Genomic DNA, 24,117 nt, shown 5'->3' on the forward strand with positions numbered 1-24,117 from the left:
GCGGGGGCGGGCCCGCCGGTGCGGGGCGGGGTGGCTCACTTGACGGCTCCTGCGGTGAGGCCCGAGCGCCAGAAGCGCTGGAGGCAGAGGAAGGCGACGATCAGGGGGACGACGGCGACGAGGGAGCCGATGATGACCAGCGGGTAGAGCTCGGGCTGCTGGTAGACGTTCTGGTTCCACATGAAGAGGCCCAGGTTGACCGGGTAGAGCCGGTCGTCGTTGAGCATCATGAGCGCGCCGTAGAAGTTGTTCCAGCTCGCGGTGAAGGAGAACAGGAAGATGGTCACGAAGCCGGGCGCGAGCATCGGCAGGGCGACCTTCACGAAGGTCCGCACCTCCCCGGCTCCGTCGACCCGGGCCGCTTCGAGGACCTCGTCGGGCACGTACCCCTCGGAGAAGACGCGGGCGAGGTAGACGCCGAAGGGGTTGACGAGGCTGGGGATCAGGACGGCCCAGTAGGTGTTGACGAGGCCCAGTTCGGAGGCCATCAGGTACAGCGGGAGCTGGACGACGGTCGAGGGGATGAGGACGCCGACGAGGACGACCCCGAACCACTTCTCCCGGCCGCGGAAGGCGTACTTGTCGAAGGCGTAGCCGCAGGCGACGGAGATGAGGGTGGAGAGAAGGGAGGCGACGACGGTGTAGAGGAGGCTGTTGAGCATCCAGCGGACGAAGACACCGTCGTTGTGTGCGAGCAGGGCGTTCAGGTTGGCCAGGAAGTGGAAGTCGCCGAGGCTGAACGGGTTGGTGGCGAACAGGTCCCGGTAGCTCTTGGTGGAGGCGATGAGGAGCCAGGTCAGCGGCATCAGCGTGTAGACGGCGACGACGGCGAGCACGGAGTTCACCGCGACGCGGGAGGTGAGGCCCCCGGTGCGGCCCCGGCGGGCGGGCGGGCGTGGTGCGGTGCGGTGTTCGGCCCGGTCGCGCCGGGTGGCGGCGGTCGGCGCCTCGCGGTTGGCTGTCTGGATGCTCATGAGGCCTTCCACCGGTTGCCGAGCTTGGTGACGACGAAGGACAGCAGGCCGGCGACGAGGGCGAGCAGGAGGGAGCTCGCGGCGGCCAGGCCGTAGTCGTGGCCCTTGAAGGCCGCGGTGTAGATGAACATGGTCGGCGACCAGTCCTCGCCCATGGTGTTGGCACGCAGTTGGACGAGTTTGGGGGCGTCGAAGAGCTGGATGGCGCCGACGCAGGTGAAGAGCAGGGTCAGGACGACGGTCGGCCGGATCATGGGGATCTTGACCTGGAGGGCGGTGCGCAGGGCTCCGGCTCCGTCGACGGTCGCGGCTTCCAGGACCTCGCGGGGAACGGCCTGGAGACCCGCGTAGAAGATGATCATGTTGTAGCCGGTCCACTGCCAGGCGGAGATGTTGACGACGGAGAAGATCGCCTCGTCCTCGCCGAAGAAGTTCCAGTGCGCGCCGAACGCGTCGAGGGCGTCGGTGACGGGGCTGAGGCCGGGTGTGTAGAGGTAGAGCCAGATCAGTGAGGCGATCAGGCCGGGCACCGCGTGCGGCAGGAAGTAGGCGATCTGGAAGAAGCGCCTGGCCCGGGCCATGGTCGAGTCGACGAGCAGGGCCAGGACGAGCGCGCCGCCGACCATCGCGGGGATGTAGAGGGCGCAGTAGAGGGCGATGTTCCCGAAGGAGCGGAGGAATGCCTCGTTGCCCAGGGCTTCGGTGAAGTTGCCGAACCCGGCGAAGACGCGCTCGGTTCCGCCGAATCCCAGGCCGGAGGATTCCTCCCGGTAGAGGCTCATCCACGCCGCGTAGACCATCGGCAGGACGGTGACGGCGGCGAAGAGCGCGAAGAACGGGACGGTGAACAGGGCGACGGCCCGGCGCTGTCCGCGTCGTGTGCCGGGGCCGCCCGGGGCTCCGGGCTTGCCCGGTCCGGCGGGGACGGCCGGCGGCGGCACGGCCTGGGGTGCCGGGGTCCTGTCCGGCCGGGCGAGTGGGGCTGCCACCTGGTGCTCCTTCGGCGGGGTGGGGTGGGCTGGGGCGGAGGCGGCCCGGCAGTTCGTGCGCCGGGCCGACGTGCGGCTACTTGTCGAGCTTCAGGCCGCGGTCGGTGACCGCGCTCTCGCCCTTCGCCTGGCCGGAGTCGAGCATCTTCGTGTGGTCGCCGCCGGCGGCCATCTGCACCGAGGTGACCTGCTGCTGCACCGGCCCCCAGGTCCAGCCGGGCACGATGGTGCCGGCGGCCTGGCCGGCCACGGCGTAGACGTCCTGGTCGCCGAAGTAGGAGTTGTCGAACTGCTTGGCCGCCGCGGCGCGCATGCCCTCGTTGGCGGGCAGGGCGCTGCTGGGGGTCTTGAGCGAGCTGAGGCGGGCGGTCATGGCCGCCGGGTCGGTGGTGACCCACTTGATGAACTCGGCCGCGGCCTCCGTGTGTTCGCTGCCCTTGGGCACGATGTAGGAGGTTCCGCCGTACATGCCGGTGCTCGCCTCGCCGTCCCAGGTGGGCAGGGGCGCTATGCCCCACTTCCCCTGGGAGTCGGGGTAGCTGACGGGGAAGTTGCCGGCGCTCCAGGCGGCGCCGATGATGGTGGCGACCTTGCCGGTGGCGCGCTCCTTGGTCTCGCCCTCGCCCCAGAGCGGGGTCTTGGAGGCGAGGCCGTCGGCGAGGAGGTCGTCCCAGTAGGCGGCGACCTTGCGGGAGGCCGGGTCGTCGATGTTCACCTTCCAGGCGTCGCCGTTGGTGCCGTACCACCGGGCGCCGGCCTGCCAGGCGAGCCCGGAGAGCAGAGCGGGGTCGCCGCCGCCGAAGTTGGTGATGGTGACGTCGGGGTCGGCGGCGTGGATCTTCTCGGCGGCCGTACGGTATTCGGCCCAGGTGGTCGGCACCTCGACGCCGTGCTTCTTGAACAGGTCCTTGCGGTAGAAGAGCTGGATCGGCGTGACGTCGAACGGAACCGCCCAGGTGGACCCGCCGAGGTTGACCAGGGACTGGACGGCCTCGGGGAACTCCTTCTTCACCAGGTCGCCGGAGCTGGGGGTGAGGTCTTCCAGGTTGCCCTCGCTGGCGTACTCGGGCAGGGCCGAGTAGTCCATGGTGGCCACGTCGGGGGCGTTGGAGCCCTTGACCGCGTTGGACAGCTTGGTGACGCCCTCGGGTCCGGCGGGAACCATGGAGAACTTCACCTTGACGTCGGTGTGCGTCTTGTTGAACGCGTCGGCCGTCTCCTTGGCGCCCGCGGTGGCCGACCAGAAGGTGAGGGTGACGGGCTTGCCGTCGCCGGGGCCCGAGCCGTCCGAGCCCGAGCCGCCGCAGGCGGTGACGAGCAGGGCGAGTGAGGCGGCGGACGCCGCGAGGGCGAGGCGGGACGTGCGGGCGGTACAGGGCATGGGCCGGCTCCTACGGGACCTCGAACTGCGGGAGATGAGGTGAACGGCACACATCATTTTGCGCAGAACTGATCGCCGTCAAGAGCAAATGACCAATTCAATCGAATCGATCACGGAGGAGGTGGACCCCGTTCGTGACAACCGCCGGCAACGGGAACCCGAAGAGCCGCGCCTCCAGGGCCTGTTGACCCGGGGCGCGGCTCGCGGCGCGGTGCTTCTTCGGTCAGAGAGCGGCTGCGGCCGCCCCGCAGGAGACCCGGACCCGCAGCGTGGGCAGGATGTCCAGATGCCGACGGGCGCCCGTGGCCGCGCCCGCGTCCGTCGCCCCCGGTTCCGCCACCCCCAGTCGGGACAGCAGGAGCCGCGCGGCGGCGGCCCCCACGGCGTGCTTGTCCGGGGCCACGGCGGTGAGCGGCAGGTCGGCGAGGCCGGCGACCTCGTCGTCGTACGCGATCACCGCGAGGTCCTCGGGCACCCGCACCCCCCGGGCCTGGAGCCGGGGGATGAGGACGATCGCGTCCGCGTCGCTGTGCACGATCGCGGCGGTGACGTTGCCGCTCGCCACGGCCTCGCACAGATACTCCAGCGTCCGCTCGAAGCGTTTCGCCTCCGACCGCGACCGGGCGTCGTCCAGCGGCGCCGCCGACACCGGGCTCAGCCCGAGCGCCTCCACGGCGGCCCGGTAGCCCACCCGGAGCCGGGGAGCGGTCGGGCTGTCCTGCACGGCGAGCGCGATCGCCCGGTGCCCGAGCCCGGCCAGGTGCGCCACCGCTTCGGCGGCCCCGTGCGCATGGTCCGAGCGGACCCGGTCCAGGCGCGCCGCCGGATGCCCGAGGGGCGCCGAGCGTTCCACCAGGACGACCGGGGTCTCCTGCTCCACCGTCCACAGCCCCTCGCCCTGTTCCGGGACGCCGCGTTCCCAGCTGGGGGTGAGCAGCAGTCCGTCGGCGCCGGTGGACAGCAGCCGGCGGGCCTGGGCGGCGTCCTCGTCGGGGAGGTAGCGGGAGAGCCCGATCGTCAGCCGGGCGCCCGCGGCCTCGACGGTCTGCCGGGCGCCGCGCACGACGTCCGCGTAGTAGTACTCGGTGGTCGGCACCACCATGCCCACCACCAGCCCTTCGGCGGGGGGCGCGGCGGCGGGGGCGGGCCGGGACTGCCCGGCGGGCCACACCACCGCGCCGTGCAGCCGCTCCACGAGACCCTGGGCGGCCAGCGCCTCGACGTCCCGGCGCAGAGTGACGGCGGACATGCCGAGTTCCTCGGCGAGTTCGGCGACGCGCAGGCTGCCGCGCTCGCGGACGAGCTCGAGCACCCGCTCGTGGCGCTGATCGACGTGCAGTCGCATGGATCCCCCTGGACTCGGAGATGGCTGGGCTCTGGCCCGACGGCGTGACGGCGGCGACCGGCGGCCACCCCGGATGGCTGCCGTCCGGGGCCCGCCCGGCACGCCCCAACCATATCGATCACATCCGCTCGAAACGATCCGAGCGGTGTTTTGCCCCGGCGCGACGGGCGCGCGCCGGTTCTCGCCCGGCAGACGCTTACACCCCCCGAGAAACGATCGACACGATCAATTCGGCCAAAGTCATTGAGCGAGTCGCCTGGCGGCTGCTAGAAAGTGCCCGCCCGCTCAGAACAGTCGGATCCCGGGGCCAGTCCAGCGCCCTGCGCGCCGGGTTCCCACCGGAGACACGTCACCGACCCGGAGCTCTCCCATGACTTCTGCCTGGTCCCGCCGTACCTTCCTGGCCACCTCAGCGGCGCTCGGCGCCGCGGGCGGCGGAGCCCTGATGCTCACCGCGCCGGGCGCCGCATCCGCCGCCCCCGAGGCCGACCCGTACGCCGCGCTCCGCACCACATGGAGCGCGCTGATCCTCGGCGAGGGGTTCAGCCCGACCGCCGAACCCTTCAGGAGCCGGCTGGCCGATCTCGGCGCGAAGGCGTCGCGGTGGCTGGAGACGATGGCCCCGGCGGAGGGCTCGCTCTGGCCCGACGCGGTGTTCGCCGACCCGGACCCGGACACGGACCCGGAGTCGTACGTGCTCTCCGGGCGGATGGCAGACAGCTTCATCCGCCTCAACACCATGGCGCAGGCCTACCGTCAGCAGGGCACCGGCCTGACCGGGAGCACCGCGCTGCGCGATGCCGTGCTCAGCGGCCTGGAGCACCTCAACACCGAGGTCTACAACGACGGGCAGACTCGGTACGGCAACTGGTACAGCTGGCAGATCGGCGCGCCGCAGGCCCTGCTGGACGTGTGCGTGCTGATGTACGACGCCATCGCCCCGGAGCGGCTCACTCGCTACTGCGCCGCCGTCGACCATTTCGTACCGGACTCCGCCGTCGACTCGTACACCGGGACGAGCACCGGGGCGAACCGGGTCGACCTGTGCCGGGTGCTGGCGCTGCGCGGGGTCGTCGGAGGGAGCGCGGCGAAGATCGCGCTGGCCCGGGACGCCCTCTCCCCCGTGTTCCCGCTGGTGACCAAGGGCGACGGGCTCTACGCCGACGGCTCGTTCATCCAGCACACCACCGTCCCCTACACCGGCAGCTACGGATCGGTGATGCTCGGCGGGCTCGGGCTGCTCTTCGCACTGCTGAAGGGGACGGCGTGGGAGGTCAGCGACCCGAAGCGGCAGGTGGTCTTCGACGCGGTGGAGAACGCCTGGGCCCCGTTCCTCTACAACGGCCTGGTCATGGACTCCGTCGCGGGGCGCGCCATCAGCCGCGGCGAGGTCGACGACCACCGGCGCGGCCATCCGATCCTCGCCTCCATCGTGCTGCTGGGGCGGGGCGCTTCGGCCGCCGAGAACGCGCGGTGGCGGGCGCTCGTCAAGGGCTGGGCGCAACGCGACTGCTACAGCCCGCCGCTGAGCAATCCCGCGCTCGGGCTCACCGCGCTGGCCCGGATCAAGAGCGTCCTGGACGACACCTCGCTCACCCCGCTCCCCGAGCCGGACGGCCACCGCCTCTTCCCCGACATGGCGCGGGCCACGCACCGCCGTCCGGGCTGGGCGGCGTCCCTGAGCATGGCCGACCGGCGGATCACCTATTACGAGGTCGGCAACGGCGAGAATCTGCGCGGCTGGCACACCGGGAACGGGATGCTCTACTGGTGGGGCGACACCTTCGCCAACGGCCAGTACAGCGACGCCTTCTGGCCCACCGTCGACCCGTACCGGCTTCCCGGCACCACGGCCTCGCGCAAGGTGCTCGCCGACGGGGCGGGCGGCGACTGGGGCGTCGCGCTCCCCGATGTGAACTGGGTCGGCGGGGTGACCGACAGGAAGCACGCCGCCGTGGGCCAGTACCTCAAGGGCCTGTCGAGCACGCTGATGGCCAAGAAGTCGTGGTTCTTCCTCGACGACACCGTGGTGTGCCTGGGCGCGGGCATCCACGGCCGCGACGGCGCCGCCGTGGAGACCACGGTCGACAACCGCAACCTGGGGCCGGCGGGCAACGCCCCGTTCACCGTCGACGGCTCGGCGAAACCGGTCACCGCCCCCTGGTCGGCGACGCTGACCGGCGCCTCCTGGGCGCATCTGGCCGGGCACGGGGGTTACGTCTTCCCCGGCGGGGCCACCGTGAAGGCGCTGCGGGAGAACCGGACGGGGCGCTGGCGCGACATCAACACCGCGGGCTCCACGGACCCGGTCTCCCGGACATACCTCACCCTCTGGTTCGACCACGGCCAGGACCCGTCGGACGGTACGTACGCGTACCAGTTGCTGCCCGGAGCGTCCCCAGCGCGCACGGCGGCGCGGGCGGCCGACAGCGACTGGCTGCGCGTGCTCGCCAACACGGATGACCAGCAGGGGGTGGCGGTGCCCTCGCTCGGGCTGACCGCCGTGAACTTCTGGTTCGGCGGCAGCGTCGGGCCGCTGGTCGCGGACGCCCCGTGCTCCGTGATGGTCACCGAGCACGCCGACGGGACGGCGACGGTCTGCGTGAGCGACCCCATGCGGATGCGGACGAGCCTGACCCTCACCTGGAACCGGCCCGTCGCCTCGGTCGTGTCGAAGCCGGCGACGGTGACCTCGGCGACCACGGGGGCATCGCTACGACTGGTCTTCGGCGACCTGTCCCGGACGCGCGGGGCGACGCAGACGGTCAAGGTGCGGCTGTCCTGAACCGCGTCGGCGCCGACGTTCAGGCGGCCGGGTTCAGATGCTCCTCGATCCAGCGGACGCCGAAGTCCACGGCCCGGCCGGCATCGAACAGGCAACTCTCGGCCGCCCCGACGAAGCCCACCCGCCCGATGCCGGCGGCGAGCATGTCCCCGACGATCACCGCGAAGGGGTCCTGCCCCTCGGGCACGACCGGGGCGTAGTCGAACGCGCCGTTCTCGGAGTCGATGTCCTGGAAGGTGCGCCAGACCCGCTCGCCCTCCACCTCGATGGGCTGCTCGTACGTCACGAACCGTTTGCCGGGGGCCTGCGCCAGCGCCTCGGCGTGGTGCAGCAGCGTCATCGACTCCCGCGGCGCGCCGAGCAGCAGCACCCGGCCGCCGAGGGCCACGAGGCGCGCCAGCGGGCTGCCGGGACCGTGCGGGTCGTCCCAGGGATGGGCGGCCATCAGTGCGGCGGCCGAGGCGCCGAGCGCGGCGAAGCTCACGTCGGGGTGGCGGCTGCGTACGGCCCCGGGCCTGCGGCGCAGGGCCTCCGGGAGGCGGCCGTTGGCGTGGTCGGCCTCGCTCGTCCCCGGGTCGAACGCGGGGTGGTGGGCGCGCAATGCCTCCTGCCAGGGGCGGGGCCAGGTGGTGAAGTCGTAGGGCGGGGCGTCGTTCCAGCCGCAGGTGACCAGCAGGGTGCCGGTGGGTCCCACGACGTCCAGCAGGGCGTCGATGACGGTCTGGGGGCCGCCGGGGACGTAGCCGATCGCGGACAGCCGGGTATGGAACATCACGGTGTCGCCCGGGGCGAGGCCGAGTGCGGCCAGGCCGTCGCGGACCCGGCCCCGGGTCACCGGGCCGCCGGAGCGTCGCAAGAGTTCCGTCACGTCCATGCCTCCACACCCTAGAGGGCGTCTCGGGGTCGTCTCGGGGCGCGGCGGAAACCCGCCTGACCGGGCGGGAGCGGGCCGGTCATACTGTCGGCCGGCACACGGACTGGGGAACATCATCATGACGAACGACGACCGGATCGGGCCTCCGCTGCTGGGGAGCGAACGCGAGACGCTGCGGGCCTTTCTCGACTACCACCGGGACACCCTGGCCATGAAGTGCGCGGGACTGAGCGACGAGCAGTTGCGCGAGCGGTCGATGCCGCCGTCGACCTTGTCGCTGCTGGCTCTGGTACGGCACCTGGCGGAGGTGGAACGCACCTGGTTCCGCAGGGTGTTCGAGGACGGGGCGGCTCCGATGGTGTGGTCGGTGAAGCCCTTCGACTTCCAGGCGGCGTACGACGCGAGCGCCTCGACCCGGGCCGAGGCATTCGCCGCCTGGGAGGCGGAGGTGGAGATCTCGCGCCGGATCGAACGGGAGGCGGATTCACTGGACCTGGTGGGGCGTCAGCCGCGCTGGGAGAAGGACGTCTCGCTGCGGATGGTCATGGTGCACGTCCTGGTGGAGTACGGCCGCCACAACGGTCACGCGGACCTGCTGCGGGAAGGGGTGGACGGCACGGTGGGCGCCTGAGACGGCGAGGGCCCAGGCGCCCGGTGGGCGCCCGAGACGGCGGGGGCCCCGGACGCCGGGTGGGCGCCCGAGACGGCGGGTTGGGCGGCCCCAGTCGCCGGGTGGCGGCCGCTCCCGTACACCCGTCGACCGCCGTGGGCTCCCTCGTAGACTCGGCTCCATGACTCAGCAGCCGACGCCTTCCGCCCTCGTCGCCACGTTCGCGCCCGGCGGCACCCTGCGTGCCTCGATCAACCTCGGCAACCCGATCCTGGCCCACCGGGATCCGGCGAGCGGCGAGCCGGCCGGGGTCTCCGTGGACCTGGCCCGGGAGTTCGGGCGACGGCTCGGGGTGCCCGTCGAGCTGGTGGCCTTCGAGCGGGCCGCGCTGTCGGTCGACGCGGTGCGGGCCGAGCGGGCGGACATCGGATTCTTCGCGGTCGACCCGGCGCGGGGCGAGGGGCTGCGGTTCACCGCCCCCTATGTCCTCATCGAGGGCAGTTATCTGGTGCCGGAGCGCGCCCCCATCTCCGCGAACGATCAGGTGGACCGCGAGGGCACCCGGATCTCGGTCGGGGCCGGGTCGGCGTACGACCTCTTCCTCACCCGCGAGATCCGCCAGGCCGAGGTCGTCCGGCTGGAGGGCGCCCCGCGCGCGCTCGCGGCCCTGCGGGCGGGCGAGGTCGAGGTGGCCGCCGGGATCCGCCAGTTGCTGGAGGCCGAGGCCGCGCGGGAGGAGGGCGTACGGGTGCTGCCGGGGCGGTTCATGGTGATTCAGCAGGCCATGGGGGTGCCGGCCGGGCGAGGGGCGGCGGCCCGGGAGCTGCTGGCGTCGTTCGTGGAGGAGATGAAAGCGGGCGGCTTCGTCGCGGACGCCCTCAAACGTCACGGCGTCGAGGGCGCGATCGTGGCGCCCGCCGCCTGAACCCTCCTCCGGACGCGGTGCGTCCGTCAGCTCCTGGCACGGGAGGCGGTCGCCGGAGGTGGCGAGCAGGTGGAGCGCCGTGGTGGCGGGCGCGGGACACTCCGCCGGGTGTGGCGGCGCGGCAGGCGATGCCTCCGGGTCCCACCGTCAGACGGTAGGACCGGCGGTCAACCGGGGCGGCGAACTCGTCGAGGCGGGCGACGCGCCAAGCGTCACCTCCGAGCCCCGGCACCCCTGTACGCCGGAGCTGATGCTCGCGGCGCCCGTGGCGGGACCTCGGAGAGCAGCGGCGGCGACGGGAGGCGGCGCAGGCATCGGCGTCGGGCTGATCGGCGGGGCGGCCGACGGTCAGCGGTGGCGGGTCAGCACCCGTGTGGTGCTGCCGTCGTCCTCCGCGATGTCCCTCATGTGCTCGAAGCCGATTCTGTTCAGCAGGGTCAGCGAGGCCTCGTTCGCGGCGGCGACGGTGGCGTGGACCTCGGCCAGTCCGAGGGCGCCGAAGCCGTGGGCGACGACGGCCAGTGCCAGCTCGGTCCCCAGGCCGCACCCCCATGCCGAGGGCGCCAGGGCGTAGATGATCTCGTGGCCGTCGACGACGTCGGTCCGCTTGATCTCGGCGTGCCCGACGAGCAGGCCGTCGCGGCGGACGGCCCAGACGGCGAACAGGTCCTGGGCGTAGACCTGGGTGAAGACCCGTCCGAACAGGGCCCGGTCCGCCGCCTCGGAGGACGGGCCGTCACCCATCCATCGGGACACCCTGGTGTCCTGGAACAGGGCGACGAAGTCCTCTTCGTCCTCGGGGACGTAACGCTCCAGCAGGAGCCTGTCGGTGCGCAGAGTCGGGGTCACGGCGCGTGACGCTACCCGGGCGGCGGGCGCCCGGGCAATCGGCTTTCGCCCGTATCACCGGCGCTGGCGGCCGGGGTCGGACGCGGGCGCCTCGCGCAGCAGGCGCAGGGCCTTCTCCCGCAGCCGCCGGCGGTGCTCGGGGTCGGTGGCCCGGTCGGCGGCGCGACCCAGTTCCTCGGCGCGTTCACGGGTGCGGCGGGCTCGCTCCACCGGGCTGTCGTACAGGTTCATGGGGGTGTCCTCCGTCGTGGGTCCTCCGTCGGCGACCGGCGTTGCGTGCGCGACCGGAGCCCCAGCGTCACCGGAGTCGGTGCGCTCCGCATCTCGTGCGGCTACGTTCGGTGACGGGGCCGGGGCCGGGGCCGGGGGATCCCGATACGGCCACAGCCGTCGGCCCCACCGCCGGTCGGATCGACGGTGGGGCCGTGAGGGGACGATTCAGCGCCTGCGGCCCCCGATCCGGCTGCTCGTCCCCACGCCCGCGACGTGCAGGGCGAGGAGCACGAGGCCGATGAGCATGACGTTGGTCGACGCGAAAACGTCGTTGGTGGAGATGTCGGCGGCGTTGATCAGGAACGCGATGAAGAACAGGACTGCGGCAGCTATACCGAGCATGGGGAGCTCCTTCCGAGCGGTGACCTCCGTGTGCCCGGGATCGCGGGACGTACGCCGGGGTGCGCCTGCCTCAACGCCCCGCGGAAGCGCGTCAGTCGGCGGTGTGGTCCGGATGCCCTTCGGTCCGCCGGGCGGCCTCCATCTCGGCTTCGTAGAGGTGGTCGTGACCCTCGGCGAGTTCCTGTCTGATCTGCCGTTCGATCGTGCGGAACACGTCGTAGTAGGTGGTGTTGTACTCCTCGACGATCTGGAACGTCCAGTGTCCGGGGATGACGTTGCGGCCGAGGACCTCCCGTTCGACCCGCTCGGCCTGTTGCCCGTGCCCTGCGGCACGGAGCAGTCCCACGGCCTCGTCGAGGGCGAGGTCGGCGCTCCCGGTGAGCTGATGGAAGTCGTAGAGGGCACCGCGGGCACGCTCGGCGGTCTCCAGGGCCTTCGAGAGGGCCCCGAGGGCTTCGACGGTGGTGTCGGTGACGCCTTCGGGGCGTCGGTGCCGCGGGTCGGGCGGCCCGGCTCCGGGATTCATGGGACTCCTTGTCCACGTGAGCGAACGTTCGCTTCCCACCTTCTTGCCCCGGGGCCCGTCGCACACGCCGAGAGCGTCCGACACGGAGAAGCACCGACCATCACCTTCTCTCGAATACCCAATCATTACCTATCGGGGGAACGATAAAGTACTTTGCAGTACGATGCGGCCTCATGGGGAACGACGAGCGTGAGCTGTACTCGATCGGCGAGGTGGCCGAGCGGCTGGGCCTGCATGTGCGGACCGTCCGGAACTACGTCCGCGACGGCCGCCTCAAGGCCGTCCGGATCGGCAAGCAGTACCGGATCAGCAGGGAGGATTTCGAGGCCCTGACCGGCAGGCCGACCGGCGACACGCACTCGGACCCACCGCCCACGCCCGGGCACGTCGAGGTCTCCAGCATCGTGCAGATCGACGCCCTCGGCCCGGACGCCGCGCACCGCCTGAGTACGTACGTGACGGCCGGCGGGCAGTCCCTGCGGGGGGCGTCGGACTCCCTGCGCATCCAGACGGTCTACGACAAGGAGCGAGCCCGAATGAAGCTCGTCATTCTCGGCGGTGCCACCGCCACCGCCGATCTGCTGCACCTGATCGACGGCCTGCTCGGGCCGGACAGCGGCCTGTTCACGTCCTCGTCCGCGACCGTGGGCGAGCAGGAGGCGGACCGTGGCTGACGTCATCGAGCACCACGGCATGCCGGTCCTCGTGTGCGACACCGACGGGGCGTCGATCACCACGGTCCAGGACGCTCTCGACCATCTGATCGGTGCCGCGTTCGCGTGTGCGGAGGTGGTCGCGGTGCCGTCCACGCGGCTGGACGACCGCTTCTTCGACCTGAGCACCGGCTTCGCCGGAGACATCCTGCAGAAGTTCGCGAACTACCGGCTGCGTCTGGTCGTCATCGGGGACATCGACCGCCATTTGGCGGCCAGTTCGGCCCTTCCCGACCTCGTCCGGGAGGCGAACCGGGGCCAGGACATCTGGTTCCTCCCGGACCTCGACGCCCTCTCCGAGCGCCTGGCCCCGGGCGGAGCGGGCCGAAAGGCGGGCTGAGCCGCCTTCCGGCCCGGGACTCCCTCAGGTCAGCCCTCGTCCTCGCCCTCCTCGTCCTCCTCGCCCTCGAAGGCGTCGCCGATCTCGTCGACGACCTCGGCCGCGACCATGCCGCCCACGACGCCGACGGCCACACCCGCGGCGGCCCCGGCCACCACCGCACCCGCGCCGGGGCCCGAACGGTGCCGGCCGTCCTGATGGCCGGCGTGGTGCTCTCCGTACGAGGGCGGCGTGCCGTGCCCCTCGTGGCCGGCGATGACCTCCTTCAGCCAGGCGTCGACCTGGGCGTTCCAGTCGGTCTGCGGGGCCGCGTGGTGGGAGGCGGTGAAACGGTGGACCGTGTCGTGGCCCTCGGAGAGGAGTCCGGCACGCTTGTCCGCCTCGATCACGACCTCCAGACCGCCCGGTGCGGCGAGGAAGGTCACCTCGATCTCGTTCACGGCGTGCGCGTGGCCGGCCGGCGGAAGGATCTCGATCTCCTGGTAGCAGGGAAGTCGCTGACCGGTGCCGCGGATGTGGCCGAGCTCCAGGTCCGCGGACCTGAACACGTAACCGAGCTGCCCGAAGGCCTCCAGGATCGCCTCCTGCGCGGGCAGCGGTCCCACCGCGAGCGCGTCGAGGTCGCCCTTGTCCCGCGCTCCCGCGACCTCCAGCTCCGTGCGGATGCCGAGGACGGGCCCGAGGTGCTGGCCGTGCAGCTCGGTGACCGGCGTCTCCCACGGCAGGGTGACGGTGAACGGCACCGTGTGTTCGGCTTCTTCCGCCAGCCGGAACCCACCGCCGACGGTGAACCGTTCGAGGACGACCGTGCCCTCGTCCTCTTCCTCCGCACCCTCCCTCTCGACCCGGGCGACGAGGAGAAGGGAGATCCGGTCGACGGTCACGTCCGACCCGCCGCCCCGCAGGCGGACCTCTCCGGAGAGGAGGCCACCGGGCAGAGCTGGGCCGGACTGCAGGACGGTGTCGACCGAGGGGCCACCGACCCCGAGGGCTCCGAGCAACTTCTTGAACACCATGTGCGGCGTCCGCTCCTTCTGTGGATGGGCGATCGAGGCTGCGTGAGCCACCTCGCCGGGCAGAACCTCCCGGGAAGGAGAGGATTTCCCAAGCCCGCGACCGCTACGCACAGTTCCGGCCACCCGGATCACAGGTGACCGGCCCCGCCACCGCCGCGAGGCGCCTCTCCCGGGCGGCGTTCCGGGCGGCACTCCGTGTGACACCCGCCACTCCCCTTTGCTTTGCGTTCCCTTTACTATCTATCAGGCGGGTTCACACCCGTCCCCCACCGTCGATCCCGACGACCCGAACAGAGAAGGAGCTGCGGCACCGCAATGGGTGAGCCTCCCAGTACGAACCGTGTCATCCCTGACCCCGCGCACCAGGGGACGGAGGTGACACGGTGAGCGAAGTGGTCCTTCTCCTTCTCGCCCTCGCGCTGACACTGGCCTGTGCGGTGTTCGTCGCGGCCGAGTTCTCGCTCACGACCATCGAGCGGAGCGAGCTCGAACGCGCCGCGAAGGCCGGTGAGCGCGGTGCCGAGAGCGCCCTCAAGGCGGCCAAGCGGCTCACCTTCCAGCTCTCCGGCGCCCAGCTCGGCATCACCGTGACCTCCCTGGTCATCGGCATGCTGGCCGAACCGTCCCTCGCGGTGCTGCTGCGCGGCCCGCTGGAGACCGTCGGGCTGCCGGCCGGCGCCGTGTCCACGGTCGCCACCCTCCTCGGCGTGGCCGCGTCCACCGTGGTCCTCATGGTCGTCGGCGAGCTGGTCCCGAAGAACTGGGCGATCTCCAGCCCGCTCACGGTCGCCAAGGTCGTCTCGACCCCGCAGCGGGCCTTCACGGCCGCTTTCGGCCCGCTGATCCGCCACCTCAACAACACCGCGAACCGCTTCGTGCGACGGCTGGGCCTGGAGCCGGCCGAGGAGCTGGCCTCCGCCCGTACGCCGCAGGAGCTGATCGCGCTCGCCCAGCACTCCGCCCGCGAGGGCGCCATCGAGCAGGACTCGGCCGAGCTGTTCGTCCGTACTCTGCACCTGGCGGAGCTGTCCGCCGAGAACGTGATGACGCCGCGCGTCGACGTCCGGGCGCTGGAGGCGCACGCCACCGCCGCCGACGCCGCCAACCTCACGCTGGCCACCGGCCTGTCCCGCTTCCCGGTCTACCGGGACAGCCTGGACGAGGTGATCGGCACGGTCCACATCCGCGACGTCCTCGCCCTGGACGAGTCGGAGCGGGCCCGGACCCCGGTCACGACGCTCGCCACCGAGCCGCTCCTCGTCCCCGACTCGCTGCCCGTCGACCGGCTGCTCGCGCAGTTGCGCAAGCACCGGACGATGGCAGTGGTGATCGACGAGTACGGCGGCACGGCAGGGGTCGCCACCGTCGAGGACATCGTGGAGGAGGTCGTGGGCGAGGTCCGCGACGAGCACGATCCTCATGAGCGTCCCGACCTCGCACCGGCCGAGCCGCTCGGCGACGGACGCCAGGTCTGGGAGGCCGAGGGCAGCATCCGGCTGGACCAGCTCGACCGGATCGGATTCGGCGCGCCGGAGGGCCCGTACGAGACGCTCGCCGGTCTGCTCGCCAACCAACTGGCCCGCATCCCGGTCCGTACGGACCGGGTGGAGGTCGACGGCTGGCAGTTCGACGTGCTCGACATCGAGCACCACCGGGCCGACCGGGTCCGGATCACCGCGCCCGTACCGGCGCTGGCCCTCGTGGAGGAGGACGCCCGATGACCACCATCCAGCTCGCCATCGGCGCGCTCACCCTTCTCACCAACGCGTTCTTCGTGGGCGCGGAGTTCGCCCTCATCTCGGTCCGCCGCAGCCAGATCGAGCCGCAGGCCATGCGGGGCAGCCGACGCGCCAAGAGCACCCTGTGGGGTCTCGAACACCTGTCGGCCGCCATGGCCACCGCGCAGCTCGGCATCACCATCTCCTCCCTGGTGCTGGGCGCCGTCGCGGAACCGGCCATCGCCCATCTGCTGGAGCCGCCGTTCGACGCGGTCGGTGTGCCGGAGGCGCTGGTCCACCCGATCGCCTTCGTGATCGCGCTGACGCTGGCGACGTATCTCCACATGCTCATCGGCGAGATGATCCCGAAGAACATCGCGCTGGCCGCTCCCGTCGCGACCGCACTGGCGCTGGGGCCGTCCCTGGTGGCCCTGACCCGGGCGCTGCGGCCGGTCATCTTCGGCATCAACGCCTTCGCCAACATGCTGCTGCGGCTGCTCAAGGTGGAGCCCAAGGACGAGGTCGCCTCGGTGTTCACCGACGACGAGCTCGTGCGGCTGGTGAAGGACTCCAGCGACGCAGGGCTGCTGGCCCCGGCCGACGGCGAACGTCTGCGGGACGCGCTGGAGCTCGGGACCCGACCGGTCGGCGAGGTGATGGTCCCGCTGAACCGGACCGTCACCGTCGACCTGGGCATCACCCCGCAGGGTCTGGAGCGGGCCGCGGTCTCCTCGGGCTTCTCCCGGCTTCCCGTCACCGGGCCCGACGACGGGCTGCTGGGCTACTTCCACATCAAGGACGCCCTTGGTGTCGCGGAGCGCACCAAGGCGCTGCCCACGAGCGCCCTCCACCCCGTCATCCGGGTCGAGATCGACACCCCGCTCGACGACACCCTCACCGCGATGCGTGCCGCCGGTACGCACCTCGCGGCGGTCGCCGGGGGCAAGGGCACGGTCATCGGCTTCGTGACCATGGAGGACGTCCTGGACGAGCTGGTGGGGGCCGCCGCGGTCTGACCGGCCCGGCGGTGAACACCCCCGCGTGAAGCGGAAGAAGAGGCGGACCGTCGTGCGACGGTCCGCCTCTCACGCTTCCGTGCACAGGGCTCTACCGGTCCTGCCCGAGCGCGTAAGCTCGGCGAATGGCCAAGTACTTCGACGTGCACCCCGCAAACCCCCAGCCCCGCACCATCGGCACGGTGGTCGACAGCATCCGCTCCGGTGCGCTCGTCGCGTACCCGACCGACTCGTGCTACGCCCTGGGCTGCCAGTTGGGCAACCGCGACGCCATCGGCCGGATCAAGTCGATCCGGAACCTCGACGACCGGCACCATTTCACGCTGGTGTGCCACGACTTCGCGCAGCTGGCGCAGTTCGTCCGCGTGGACAACGACGTGTTCCGGGCGGTCAAGGCGGCGACACCCGGGAGCTACACCTTCATCCTCCCGGCGACGAAGGAGGTTCCCCGCCAGTTGTGGCACCCGAAGAAGAAGACGGTCGGTGTGCGCATCCCCGACCATGTCGTGACCCAGGCGCTGGTCGCCGAGCTCGGCGAGCCGCTGCTCTCCAGCACCCTGCTGCTGCCGGACGAGGAGGAGCCGATGACGCAGGGCTGGGAGATCAAGGAGCGGCTCGACCACGAGGTGGACGCCGTCATCGACTCGGGCGACTGCGGCACCGAGCCGACCACGGTCATCGACTTCTCCAGTGACGAGCCCGAGATCGTCCGCCGCGGAGCCGGGGACCCCTCCCGCTTCGAGTAGCCCGTACGGCGGCGACGCCGAGACCGCCGCGCCGGCCCCCGGTCCTCCCCCGCCGCCCGTGACGGGGGAGACTGGTGGGCGTGACAGGTGAGCGGCTGCGGTTCGACGGCTGGATCGCCGGTGTGGGGACGTCCTCGGGCACCCGGCTCGTGGTCGGGCACTGGCCGCGCTCGCCGTTCGGGGCGTTCGGCGACGTGATGGTCGAGCATCCCGACGGCGAACGGGTCCTGCTGGCCCCGTCCCGGCGGATCGCGGACTTCGTGGCCGCGACCTACCGCTTCGACCGGATCGAGGTGGTGCCCGTGTCCGTCACCGCTGTCAGCGTCGCCGACGGCACCTGGCGCGTCGAGGCGGGACCGCTGCGGCTGCGGCTGCGCACCGGACGCCGGTCCGCCCTCGGTCTGCTGCTGACCGCCGTACCGGCCCCGCTCGCCCGCAGCCCGCTCTGGGCAGCGCTGTGCGATGTGCCCGCCCGGTTGCTGATGCCCGGCGTACGCACCCTGGGCCAGGCGGCTCCAGGACGGCGCGAGTGGTACGGGGCCCGAGGACTGCGGCCGGTCGTGGCCGCCGACGCCGAGCTGGACGGGGTGAGCCTGGGGGCGCTGGCCCCGCTCGACCCACCCGTCGCCTTCGGGTTCGGCTCCGCACCGCGCAGCCCCTCACTGGTGCGTGTCACCACAACGGTGGAACTCGCTCCGGCCGGGCGGTGAGGCCCTCCGCGGCCCCCGGGGAGGCCGCCGGAGCCTTTTCCGCGCCGTCCGCGGCTCGCTCCCGGTGGAGGTCGGCCGGGGATGCGAGGGTGCGGGGCGCGTCGCAGGGTGGAGCCATGGCAAATCCCCCGATCGTCATCCACCGTCCGACCCCCTCGGGGGGCCGCCGGGTGACCGTGCACTACGAAGGCCGGGACGAGATACTCGGGCTGGCCCACAGCGACCACGACGTCATCGTGTTCCTGAGCGAGGCCGGCCTCGAAGAAGCGGACCGGATCCTCGACAACCCGGTCTGGGTGGAGTGGCGGGGCGGGCGGGCCCACAGCTACGAGGCGGCCTGAGGGGCCGCACCACCCTCGTCTCCCCCACCGCCCAGTCCGTCGAGGATGGCCGAAACCGTCTCTTCGGGCGTCTGGCCGGACGTGTCCAGCCACAGCCCGATACGCGGCGTCCCGCTCCGCAGATGCGCGTCGAACGCCTCGACCGTCCACGCCCCGTACCCGGTCTTGCCCCGGGCCTCCTCCCGCTCGCGCACGGTTCCCGGCGAGGGGGCGAGCACGACGACATGGAGCGGGCGGGTGCGGACCCTGTCGACGTAACGGGGCAGGTCCGCACCGAGCACGATGTCCTGGACGACGGCCGTCCACCCGTCGTCCGCGTAGACGTCGGCCACCTGCGCGGAGAGCCGCTGACGCAGGTCGAGCTGGCTCCGTGCCTCCGCCGCCTCGTCGGGTGTCATCTCCGCGCGGCCGGAGACGATCATGCGGCGGAAGAGGTCGCCGCGCACATGGACCGCACGCGGCAGGCTCTCCGCCAGCAGCTGGGCGACGGTGGACTTGCCCGCGGCCATCACGCCCGTGATCAGTACGACGCAGGGGCCCAGGTCGGCGCCCGTCACGCCGTGCCCGCCCGCGTCGATTCCGGGCTCCCGAACACATCGCGGACCTCGTCGGCGTCGGTCTCCCGCAGTTCGTCGTCGAGCAGGATCCAGCGGGTGATGCCGACGGACTCCAGGAACGGCAGATCGTGGCAGGCGATGACGAGGGCCCCCTCGTAGGACTCCAGGGCGCTCGTCAGCTGGCGCACACTGGCCAGGTCGAGGTTGTTCGTCGGCTCGTCCAGCAGGAGCAGCTGCGGGGCGGGGGCGGCGAGCATCGTCGCCGCGAGCGCGGCCCGGAAGCGTTCGCCGCCCGAGAGGGTGCCGGCCGGCTGCTCGGCACGGGCTCCCTTGAAGAGGAACCGGGCGAGCTGGGAGCGGATCTCGTTGTCGGTGGTGCCGGGTGCGGTGCGGGCGACGTTGTCGGCGACGCTCAGGGCGTCGTCGAGGACGTCCAGCCGCTGCGGGAGGAACTTCAGCGGCACCGCCGCCGTGGCCTCTCCGGCGCTCGGCGCCAGTTCCCCGGTGAGCGTGCGCAGGAGGGTGGTCTTGCCGGCCCCGTTGCGGCCGACCAGGGCGATGCGCTCGGGTCCCTTCACCTGGAGGCTGCCCTCGCGCAGCCGTCCGTAGGGGAGGCTCAGGTCCCGTACGGTCAGGACGGTTCGGCCCGCGGGTACCGCGGTGTGGGGCAGGCTCACCTTGATCTCGGCGTCCCGGCGGATGGCTTCGGCCGCTTCCTCCCTGCGCTCGCGGGCGTCGTCGAGGCGGTCCTCGTGCAGGCCGCGCAGCCGGTCCCCGGACTCCTGGGCCGAGCGTTTGCGCTCCCCGGCGACGATGCGCGGGGCCTTCCGCTGGGCGTTCAGCTTCTTGTCGTGACGCTGGCGGCGGGCCACCTTGATCCGGGTCTCCTCCAGTTCGCGCTGCTGCCGGCGTACGTCGGCGTCGGCGGCGCGCAGCATCCGCCCGGCGGCCTCCTGCTGGGTGGCGAGGGCCTCCTGGTACGCGGACCAGCCGCCCCCGTACCAGCTCACCGAGCCCGATCGCAGTTCGGCGATGCGGTCGACGCGCTCCAGCAGGTCCCGGTCGTGGCTGACGACGATCAGGATCCCGCTGCGCCAGGAGTCCACGGCGTCGTAGAGCCTGCGGCGGGCGAACAGGTCGAGGTTGTTGGTCGGCTCGTCGAGGAGGAGGACGTCGGGGCGTTCCAGGAGCAGCGCGGCCAGGCGCAGCAGGACGGTCTCCCCGCCGGACAACTGCCCGACGGTGCGGTCCAGTTCGATGGAGCCGAGCCCGAGGGTGCCGAGGGTGGCCAGGGCGCGTTCCTCGACGTCCCAGTCGTCGCCGACCGTCTCGAAGTGCTCCTCCCGTACGTCCCCCGACTCGATGGCGCGCAGGGCGGCCCGCCGCTCGGCGATGCCGAGGGCGGCATCGACGCGGAGGCCGGTGTCCAGGGTGATGTTCTGGGGCAGGTAGGCGAGGTTCCCGCCGATGGTGACGGACCCCGACGCGGGGCGCAGGAGCCCGGCGAACAGCCGGAGCAGGGTCGACTTGCCGGCTCCGTTGGCCCCGGCGAGACCGGTACGGCCCCGGGGGACGGTGAGGGAGAGCCCGTCGAAGAGGTTCGTGCCGTCGGGCCACTGGAAGGTGAGGCTGGAGGTGGCCACGGAGGCGGCGGGCGCGGTGGGATGGCTCATGGGGGTTCTCGCAGTCGGAAGCGGTGGGAACACACGGGCTTCGTTTGCGAACAGCACGCGGCGACCCGGCCGGAGGGCCGGAGAGTGGTGGAGGAACAGTCCTGCGAAGGTGAGGGACGGCTCAGCACCGAGGTCGCATCCACGCGGAAGTCACGGGCGGCAGAGATGCCGACAGCGTCGTGACCGTGTACGGGCCAGGGCCGTACCGCGCGATGATCGCGGACCTCAGATGCGCAACGTCCACCTCTATCGGAGACGACAGGACTCGCTCAGCGTAACCGAGGGTCTCCTCGGGCGTCGAGGGGATTTCTTTATGGCGTGTTCTGCGGGGCCGGGGTGGGGGAAGCGGCGGCCGCAGGGGTGTTCTGGTGCTCCGCCGCGTCCTTGGGGCTGCGCCGACCGGGCAGTCGGACGCCGGGCGGCACGACGGGGGCGCGGCGGATCGCGAGGGTGCCGAGGAGGACGGCGAGGCCGGCGAGGACGAATCCGTAGGGCGGGGTGGCGCCCATGGGGTGGGTCTCGTACACCAGGGCCGCCGAGAGCACGATGAGGACGGCGGAAAGCCTGCCGTACTGCTGGGTCGCGGCGACGACGGCCATGCCCCACAGCAGGTACCAGGGCTGGACCATGGGCGAGAGGGCGACCAGCGCGAGCAGCGAGAGGCCCAGTGCGTGGGCGGGCGTCATGCTGCCCCGCATCGCACGGTGGGCCAGCACGACGATCAGGCCGAGCGCGGCGGCCAGGCCCAGCGTCTGGACGGCGGACTTGACCGGCTCCGCCTCGACGTCCAGCAGCAGGTGGGCCAGTTCGCCCAGTCCGAGGCCGAGGTCACTGGTGACGGAGAGCGCGGTGTGGATGTTCGCGGCGACGCCTTGGGTGTGGAGCCAGCCGAATCCGGTGCCGCTGACCAGGGTGGCCCCTCCGGCGACCGCGCAGGCGACCAGCCCGGGCGCGAACAGTCCCTTGATCCAGCGGCGCCACGGGGGGCCGGAGGCGGAGGCGTGCACGAGGACCCCGATGAAAAGGAGCGACACGGCCGCCGGCGACTTCACCATCATGGCGAGGCCGACGAGGGCGCTGCCCGCGATCCACTTTCCGCGCAGGGCGAGCACGAGACCGGCGAGCATCAGGCCGATCATCAGGCCGTCGTTGTGCGCGCCGCCGATGACGTGGATCAGCAGCAGCGGGTTGAGGGCTCCCAGCCAGAGGGCACGGCTCTCGCCGTGGCCGTGTTCGCGCGCCAGGCGGCGCAGCGCCCAGACGATCAGGACGAGCGAGACGAGCGCGACGAGTCGCATCGCGAGGACGGCGGGGACGATCGTGCCGCCGGTGCTCCAGGCGACGGCGGCGGAGATGAGCAGGAAGAGCGGCCCGTAGGGAGCAGGGGTGTCGCGCCAGTGGTTGCCGACGCTCGCGGCGGCGTCGCCGCCGATTCCGCCGGGGTCCAGGGCCGAGGGTCCGACGGTGTAGACGTCGTGCCCTTCGACGACCATCGAGCCCTGGGCGATGTAGCTGTAGACGTCGGCGCTGTAGAGCGGGGGCGCGAGCAGGAGCGGAGCCGTCCACCAGGCGAGGGTGACGAGGGTGTCGCGGACGGTGGAGGCGGTCTTGCCGTACTGCCACCAGGCCACGACGAGCACGGTCAGTCCGACGTAGGTGAGGACGGCCGCTGCTGCCTTCGCGGTGGACCCGTGGTCGGTCCACAGCCCCCAGGGGTCATGGACGGGCAGCTTTCCGGCGAACCAGCCGCCGACGACGATCGCCAGGGATCCTGCCGCACCCAGCCGACGGTGCCCGACCGCGCTCATAGCCCACATGACCGGCCAACCTATCGGACGGCCGGGGTGGTCCCACAGCCGCTCCCCCGGCTTGCCGGGCGCCCGGAGGGGGTCCGGACGCCCGTGGCGTTCAGCCGGCGAGCGACCGCGCGAGAGCGGCGAGGCCGTCGGCGTAGATGCCGTGGAAGAGAGCGGCGGCCTCGTCGTCGCCGATTCCGTCCGGGGTGAAGGTGCCGGACCACTCGACGCGCGACCGGCCGGGCGTCGCACCCTCGTGCACGGCGATGGTGGACAGGTAGCCGGTGACCGGGAAGGGGGCCTTGAGGATGGAGTAGCTGTAACTGCGCGAGGCGTTGTCGAAGGCTTCGAGGCGCTCGACGATGACGCCTCCCTCCTCGTTGACGAGGGTGCGGACGCGGCCGCCCTCGCTCGGTTCGCTGGTCGGGATGTACGGGAGCCAGTCGGGCAGGGAGTCGAAGCCGCCGATGAGCCGCCAGACGCGGTCGGCGGGTACGGGGAGTTCGGTGGAGGCGGTGGTGTGGGCCATGGGGAGTCCTGGAGGTGTCCGCGCCCGGTGGGGGCGCTGTCGGCTGCGGGTGGTTCAGGCGGTGGGCACGGGGGCGACGGCGGAGATGAGCTTCTCCTCGCGCAGGGCCCCCCAGAAGGCCGCGGGGACCTTCTCGTCGAGCGCGGCGAGGTCCTCGGCGATGCGGCTGGGCCTGGTCGCGCCGGGGATCGCCGCCGCGGTTGCCGGGTGGGCCAGGGCGAACTGGAGGGCGGCGGCCTTGATGCCGATGCCGTGCTGCTCGGCGAGGGCCTTGATGCGCTGGACCTTGGCGACGATGTCCGCGGGGGCCTTCTGGTACTCGAAGTGGGCGCCGCCCGCGAGAATGCCGGAGCTGTACGGTCCGCCGACGACGAGGTCGACGTCGTGCTCGGCCGCCGCCGGGAGGAGCCGCTGCAGGGCGCGGTCGTGGTCGAGGAGGGTGTAGCGCCCGGCGAGGAGGAACGCGTCGGGGCGCGGTTCGTCGAGGTCGAGGGTGAGTTCGAGCGGCTCGACCTTGTTGACGCCGAGGCCCCAGGCCTTGATGACGCCTTCCTCACGGAGCCGGGTCAGCACCCTGAAGGCGCTGGTGCGGGCGCTCTCGTAGGCCGCGAGCCACTCGTCGCCGTAGAAGTCCTGGGCGACGTCGTGCACCCAGACGATGTCCAGGCGGTCGGTGCGCAGCCGCTTCAGGCTGTCCTCGATGGAGCGCAGGGTGGCGTCCGCGCGGTAGTCGTTGATCATCTTGTTGGGGCGGCCGTGCTCGAAGAGCCCGCCCTTCTCACCGAGGTCGCGGGCGGCGGGGTCCTCGGTCTCGTCCAGGACGACCCGGCCGACCTTGGTGCTCAGGACGTAGGCGTCGCGCGGGTGCTGGGCGAGAACCTCACCGAGCCGGATCTCGGAGAGGCCAGCGCCGTAGAAGGGGGCGGTGTCGAAGTAGCGGATGCCCTGGTCCCAGGCGGCCTGCACGGTGGCGGCGGCCTCGTCGTCGGGAATCGCGCGGAACATGTTGCCGAGCGGCGCGGTGCCGAAGCCGAGACGGCCGGGGAGGAGGTGGCTGATGCTCACGTATGCGTCCTTGAGGGTGGGGAA

24 protein-coding genes and 2 pseudogenes are annotated in these 24,117 nt (G+C 72.0%); 10 read left to right on the forward strand and 16 right to left on the reverse strand.

The genetic code is table 11. From position 1 onward, the window contains the following. Positions 1-35: 35 nt before the first annotated feature. The 4 genes from ACFWRV_RS07255 to ACFWRV_RS07270 form a co-directional block, all read right to left on the reverse strand. A complete protein-coding gene (locus ACFWRV_RS07255) occupies positions 36-974 on the reverse strand; it encodes a carbohydrate ABC transporter permease (protein WP_384329509.1) in 939 nt (312 codons plus the stop codon). Beyond that, positions 971-1,963 (reverse strand): carbohydrate ABC transporter permease, encoded by a 993-nt coding sequence (locus tag ACFWRV_RS07260; protein ID WP_384329512.1) that lies wholly within the window; start codon positions 1,961-1,963, stop codon positions 971-973. Before ACFWRV_RS07260 ends, ACFWRV_RS07255 begins: the two co-directional genes overlap by 4 nt. 76 nt (positions 1,964-2,039) lie before the next feature. Continuing rightward, complete coding sequence (locus ACFWRV_RS07265) at positions 2,040-3,344, reverse strand: ABC transporter substrate-binding protein (protein ID WP_384329515.1); 1,305 nt, start codon at positions 3,342-3,344, stop codon at positions 2,040-2,042. Between the two features lie 223 nt (positions 3,345-3,567). Beyond that, complete coding sequence (locus ACFWRV_RS07270; protein ID WP_384329518.1) at positions 3,568-4,689, reverse strand: substrate-binding domain-containing protein; 1,122 nt, start codon at positions 4,687-4,689, stop codon at positions 3,568-3,570. 370 nt (positions 4,690-5,059) lie between these two features. Here ACFWRV_RS07270 and ACFWRV_RS07275 point away from each other — a divergent pair, with 370 nt between their 5' ends. Continuing rightward, positions 5,060-7,474, forward strand: coding sequence for a polysaccharide lyase 8 family protein (locus ACFWRV_RS07275; RefSeq protein WP_384329521.1), 2,415 nt, complete (start codon positions 5,060-5,062; stop codon positions 7,472-7,474). 19 nt (positions 7,475-7,493) lie between these two features. Here ACFWRV_RS07275 and aac(3) read toward each other — a convergent pair whose 3' ends face one another. Next, complete coding sequence (aac(3), locus tag ACFWRV_RS07280; protein WP_384329523.1) at positions 7,494-8,348, reverse strand: aminoglycoside 3-N-acetyltransferase; 855 nt, start codon at positions 8,346-8,348, stop codon at positions 7,494-7,496. 118 nt (positions 8,349-8,466) lie between these two features. Here aac(3) and ACFWRV_RS07285 point away from each other — a divergent pair, with 118 nt between their 5' ends. Together ACFWRV_RS07285 and ACFWRV_RS07290 are read left to right on the forward strand one after the other, a co-directional pair. Next, on the forward strand, positions 8,467-8,979 hold the full coding sequence (locus ACFWRV_RS07285) for a DinB family protein (protein ID WP_384329526.1): 513 nt from the start codon (positions 8,467-8,469) through the stop codon (positions 8,977-8,979). Between the two features lie 160 nt (positions 8,980-9,139). Further along, positions 9,140-9,883 (forward strand): transporter substrate-binding domain-containing protein, encoded by a 744-nt coding sequence (locus tag ACFWRV_RS07290; RefSeq protein WP_384329529.1) that lies wholly within the window; start codon positions 9,140-9,142, stop codon positions 9,881-9,883. Positions 9,884-10,231: 348 nt separating this feature from the next. Here the strand turns inward: ACFWRV_RS07290 and ACFWRV_RS07295 are convergent, their stop codons facing one another. From ACFWRV_RS07295 to ACFWRV_RS07310, 4 genes are all read right to left on the reverse strand, one after another. Next, the gene (locus tag ACFWRV_RS07295) at positions 10,232-10,732 is read right to left on the reverse strand and encodes a GNAT family N-acetyltransferase (protein WP_384329532.1); all 501 of its coding nucleotides are present in this window, start codon (positions 10,730-10,732) and stop codon (positions 10,232-10,234) included. A gap of 54 nt (positions 10,733-10,786) precedes the next feature. Beyond that, positions 10,787-10,963: a DUF6381 family protein gene (locus tag ACFWRV_RS07300; RefSeq protein ID WP_384329534.1), complete on the reverse strand. Its 177-nt coding sequence runs from the start codon at positions 10,961-10,963 to the stop codon at positions 10,787-10,789. A gap of 207 nt (positions 10,964-11,170) precedes the next feature. Next, positions 11,171-11,347 (reverse strand): hypothetical protein, encoded by a 177-nt coding sequence (locus ACFWRV_RS07305; protein ID WP_384329537.1) that lies wholly within the window; start codon positions 11,345-11,347, stop codon positions 11,171-11,173. A 91-nt stretch (positions 11,348-11,438) separates the two neighbouring features. Continuing rightward, complete coding sequence (locus ACFWRV_RS07310; RefSeq protein WP_384329540.1) at positions 11,439-11,873, reverse strand: hypothetical protein; 435 nt, start codon at positions 11,871-11,873, stop codon at positions 11,439-11,441. 173 nt (positions 11,874-12,046) lie between these two features. Between ACFWRV_RS07310 and ACFWRV_RS07315 the strand changes: the two genes are divergently transcribed. Then, the gene (locus ACFWRV_RS07315; protein ID WP_384329543.1) at positions 12,047-12,547 is read left to right on the forward strand and encodes a helix-turn-helix domain-containing protein; all 501 of its coding nucleotides are present in this window, start codon (positions 12,047-12,049) and stop codon (positions 12,545-12,547) included. Further along, complete coding sequence (locus ACFWRV_RS07320; RefSeq protein WP_384329546.1) at positions 12,540-12,926, forward strand: DUF4180 domain-containing protein; 387 nt, start codon at positions 12,540-12,542, stop codon at positions 12,924-12,926. Before ACFWRV_RS07315 ends, ACFWRV_RS07320 begins: the two co-directional genes overlap by 8 nt. Before the next feature lie 29 nt (positions 12,927-12,955). Here ACFWRV_RS07320 and ACFWRV_RS07325 read toward each other — a convergent pair whose 3' ends face one another. After that, complete coding sequence (locus ACFWRV_RS07325) at positions 12,956-13,942, reverse strand: sporulation protein (RefSeq protein WP_384329803.1); 987 nt, start codon at positions 13,940-13,942, stop codon at positions 12,956-12,958. Between the two features lie 383 nt (positions 13,943-14,325). Here ACFWRV_RS07325 and ACFWRV_RS07330 point away from each other — a divergent pair, with 383 nt between their 5' ends. From ACFWRV_RS07330 to ACFWRV_RS07350, 5 genes are all read left to right on the forward strand, one after another. Next, the gene (locus tag ACFWRV_RS07330; protein WP_384329549.1) at positions 14,326-15,663 is read left to right on the forward strand and encodes a hemolysin family protein; all 1,338 of its coding nucleotides are present in this window, start codon (positions 14,326-14,328) and stop codon (positions 15,661-15,663) included. After that, positions 15,660-16,676 (forward strand): hemolysin family protein, encoded by a 1,017-nt coding sequence (locus tag ACFWRV_RS07335; protein WP_384329552.1) that lies wholly within the window; start codon positions 15,660-15,662, stop codon positions 16,674-16,676. The genes ACFWRV_RS07330 and ACFWRV_RS07335 overlap by 4 nt, the downstream gene beginning before the upstream one ends. Positions 16,677-16,801: 125 nt before the next feature. Beyond that, positions 16,802-17,422, forward strand: coding sequence for an L-threonylcarbamoyladenylate synthase (locus ACFWRV_RS07340; protein ID WP_384329555.1), 621 nt, complete (start codon positions 16,802-16,804; stop codon positions 17,420-17,422). Between the two features lie 80 nt (positions 17,423-17,502). After that, positions 17,503-18,132, forward strand: coding sequence for a hypothetical protein (locus tag ACFWRV_RS07345; protein WP_384329558.1), 630 nt, complete (start codon positions 17,503-17,505; stop codon positions 18,130-18,132). A 116-nt stretch (positions 18,133-18,248) separates the two neighbouring features. Beyond that, positions 18,249-18,473: a hypothetical protein gene (locus ACFWRV_RS07350; RefSeq protein ID WP_065480053.1), complete on the forward strand. Its 225-nt coding sequence runs from the start codon at positions 18,249-18,251 to the stop codon at positions 18,471-18,473. On the opposite strand, the gene ACFWRV_RS07355 is transcribed toward ACFWRV_RS07350, so the two are convergent. The 6 genes and pseudogenes from ACFWRV_RS07355 to ACFWRV_RS07380 form a co-directional block, all read right to left on the reverse strand. Next, positions 18,458-19,030, reverse strand: a complete 573-nt coding sequence (locus ACFWRV_RS07355; protein WP_384329561.1) for an AAA family ATPase — start codon at positions 19,028-19,030, stop codon at positions 18,458-18,460. The two genes, ACFWRV_RS07350 and ACFWRV_RS07355, sit on opposite strands and share 16 nt — an antisense overlap. 196 nt (positions 19,031-19,226) lie before the next feature. After that, positions 19,227-19,968: pseudogene (locus ACFWRV_RS07360) on the reverse strand (ATP-binding cassette domain-containing protein); the annotation flags it as partial. A gap of 135 nt (positions 19,969-20,103) precedes the next feature. Further along, positions 20,104-20,703: pseudogene (locus tag ACFWRV_RS07365) on the reverse strand (ATP-binding cassette domain-containing protein); the annotation flags it as partial. A gap of 311 nt (positions 20,704-21,014) precedes the next feature. Beyond that, positions 21,015-22,520, reverse strand: coding sequence for a polyprenol phosphomannose-dependent alpha 1,6 mannosyltransferase MptB (mptB, locus tag ACFWRV_RS07370; RefSeq protein WP_384329564.1), 1,506 nt, complete (start codon positions 22,518-22,520; stop codon positions 21,015-21,017). Between the two features lie 91 nt (positions 22,521-22,611). Next, positions 22,612-23,028 carry an SRPBCC family protein gene (locus tag ACFWRV_RS07375; RefSeq protein WP_384329567.1) on the reverse strand — a complete coding sequence of 139 codons (417 nt, stop codon included), beginning with the start codon at positions 23,026-23,028 and terminating at the stop codon, positions 22,612-22,614. A gap of 54 nt (positions 23,029-23,082) precedes the next feature. Next, the gene (locus ACFWRV_RS07380) at positions 23,083-24,093 is read right to left on the reverse strand and encodes an aldo/keto reductase (RefSeq protein WP_384329570.1); all 1,011 of its coding nucleotides are present in this window, start codon (positions 24,091-24,093) and stop codon (positions 23,083-23,085) included. Positions 24,094-24,117 lie beyond the last annotated feature (24 nt).

It is taken from the genome of Streptomyces sp. NPDC058576 (assembly GCF_042718715.1).
In the GTDB taxonomy this organism is placed as follows: domain Bacteria; phylum Actinomycetota; class Actinomycetes; order Streptomycetales; family Streptomycetaceae; genus Streptomyces.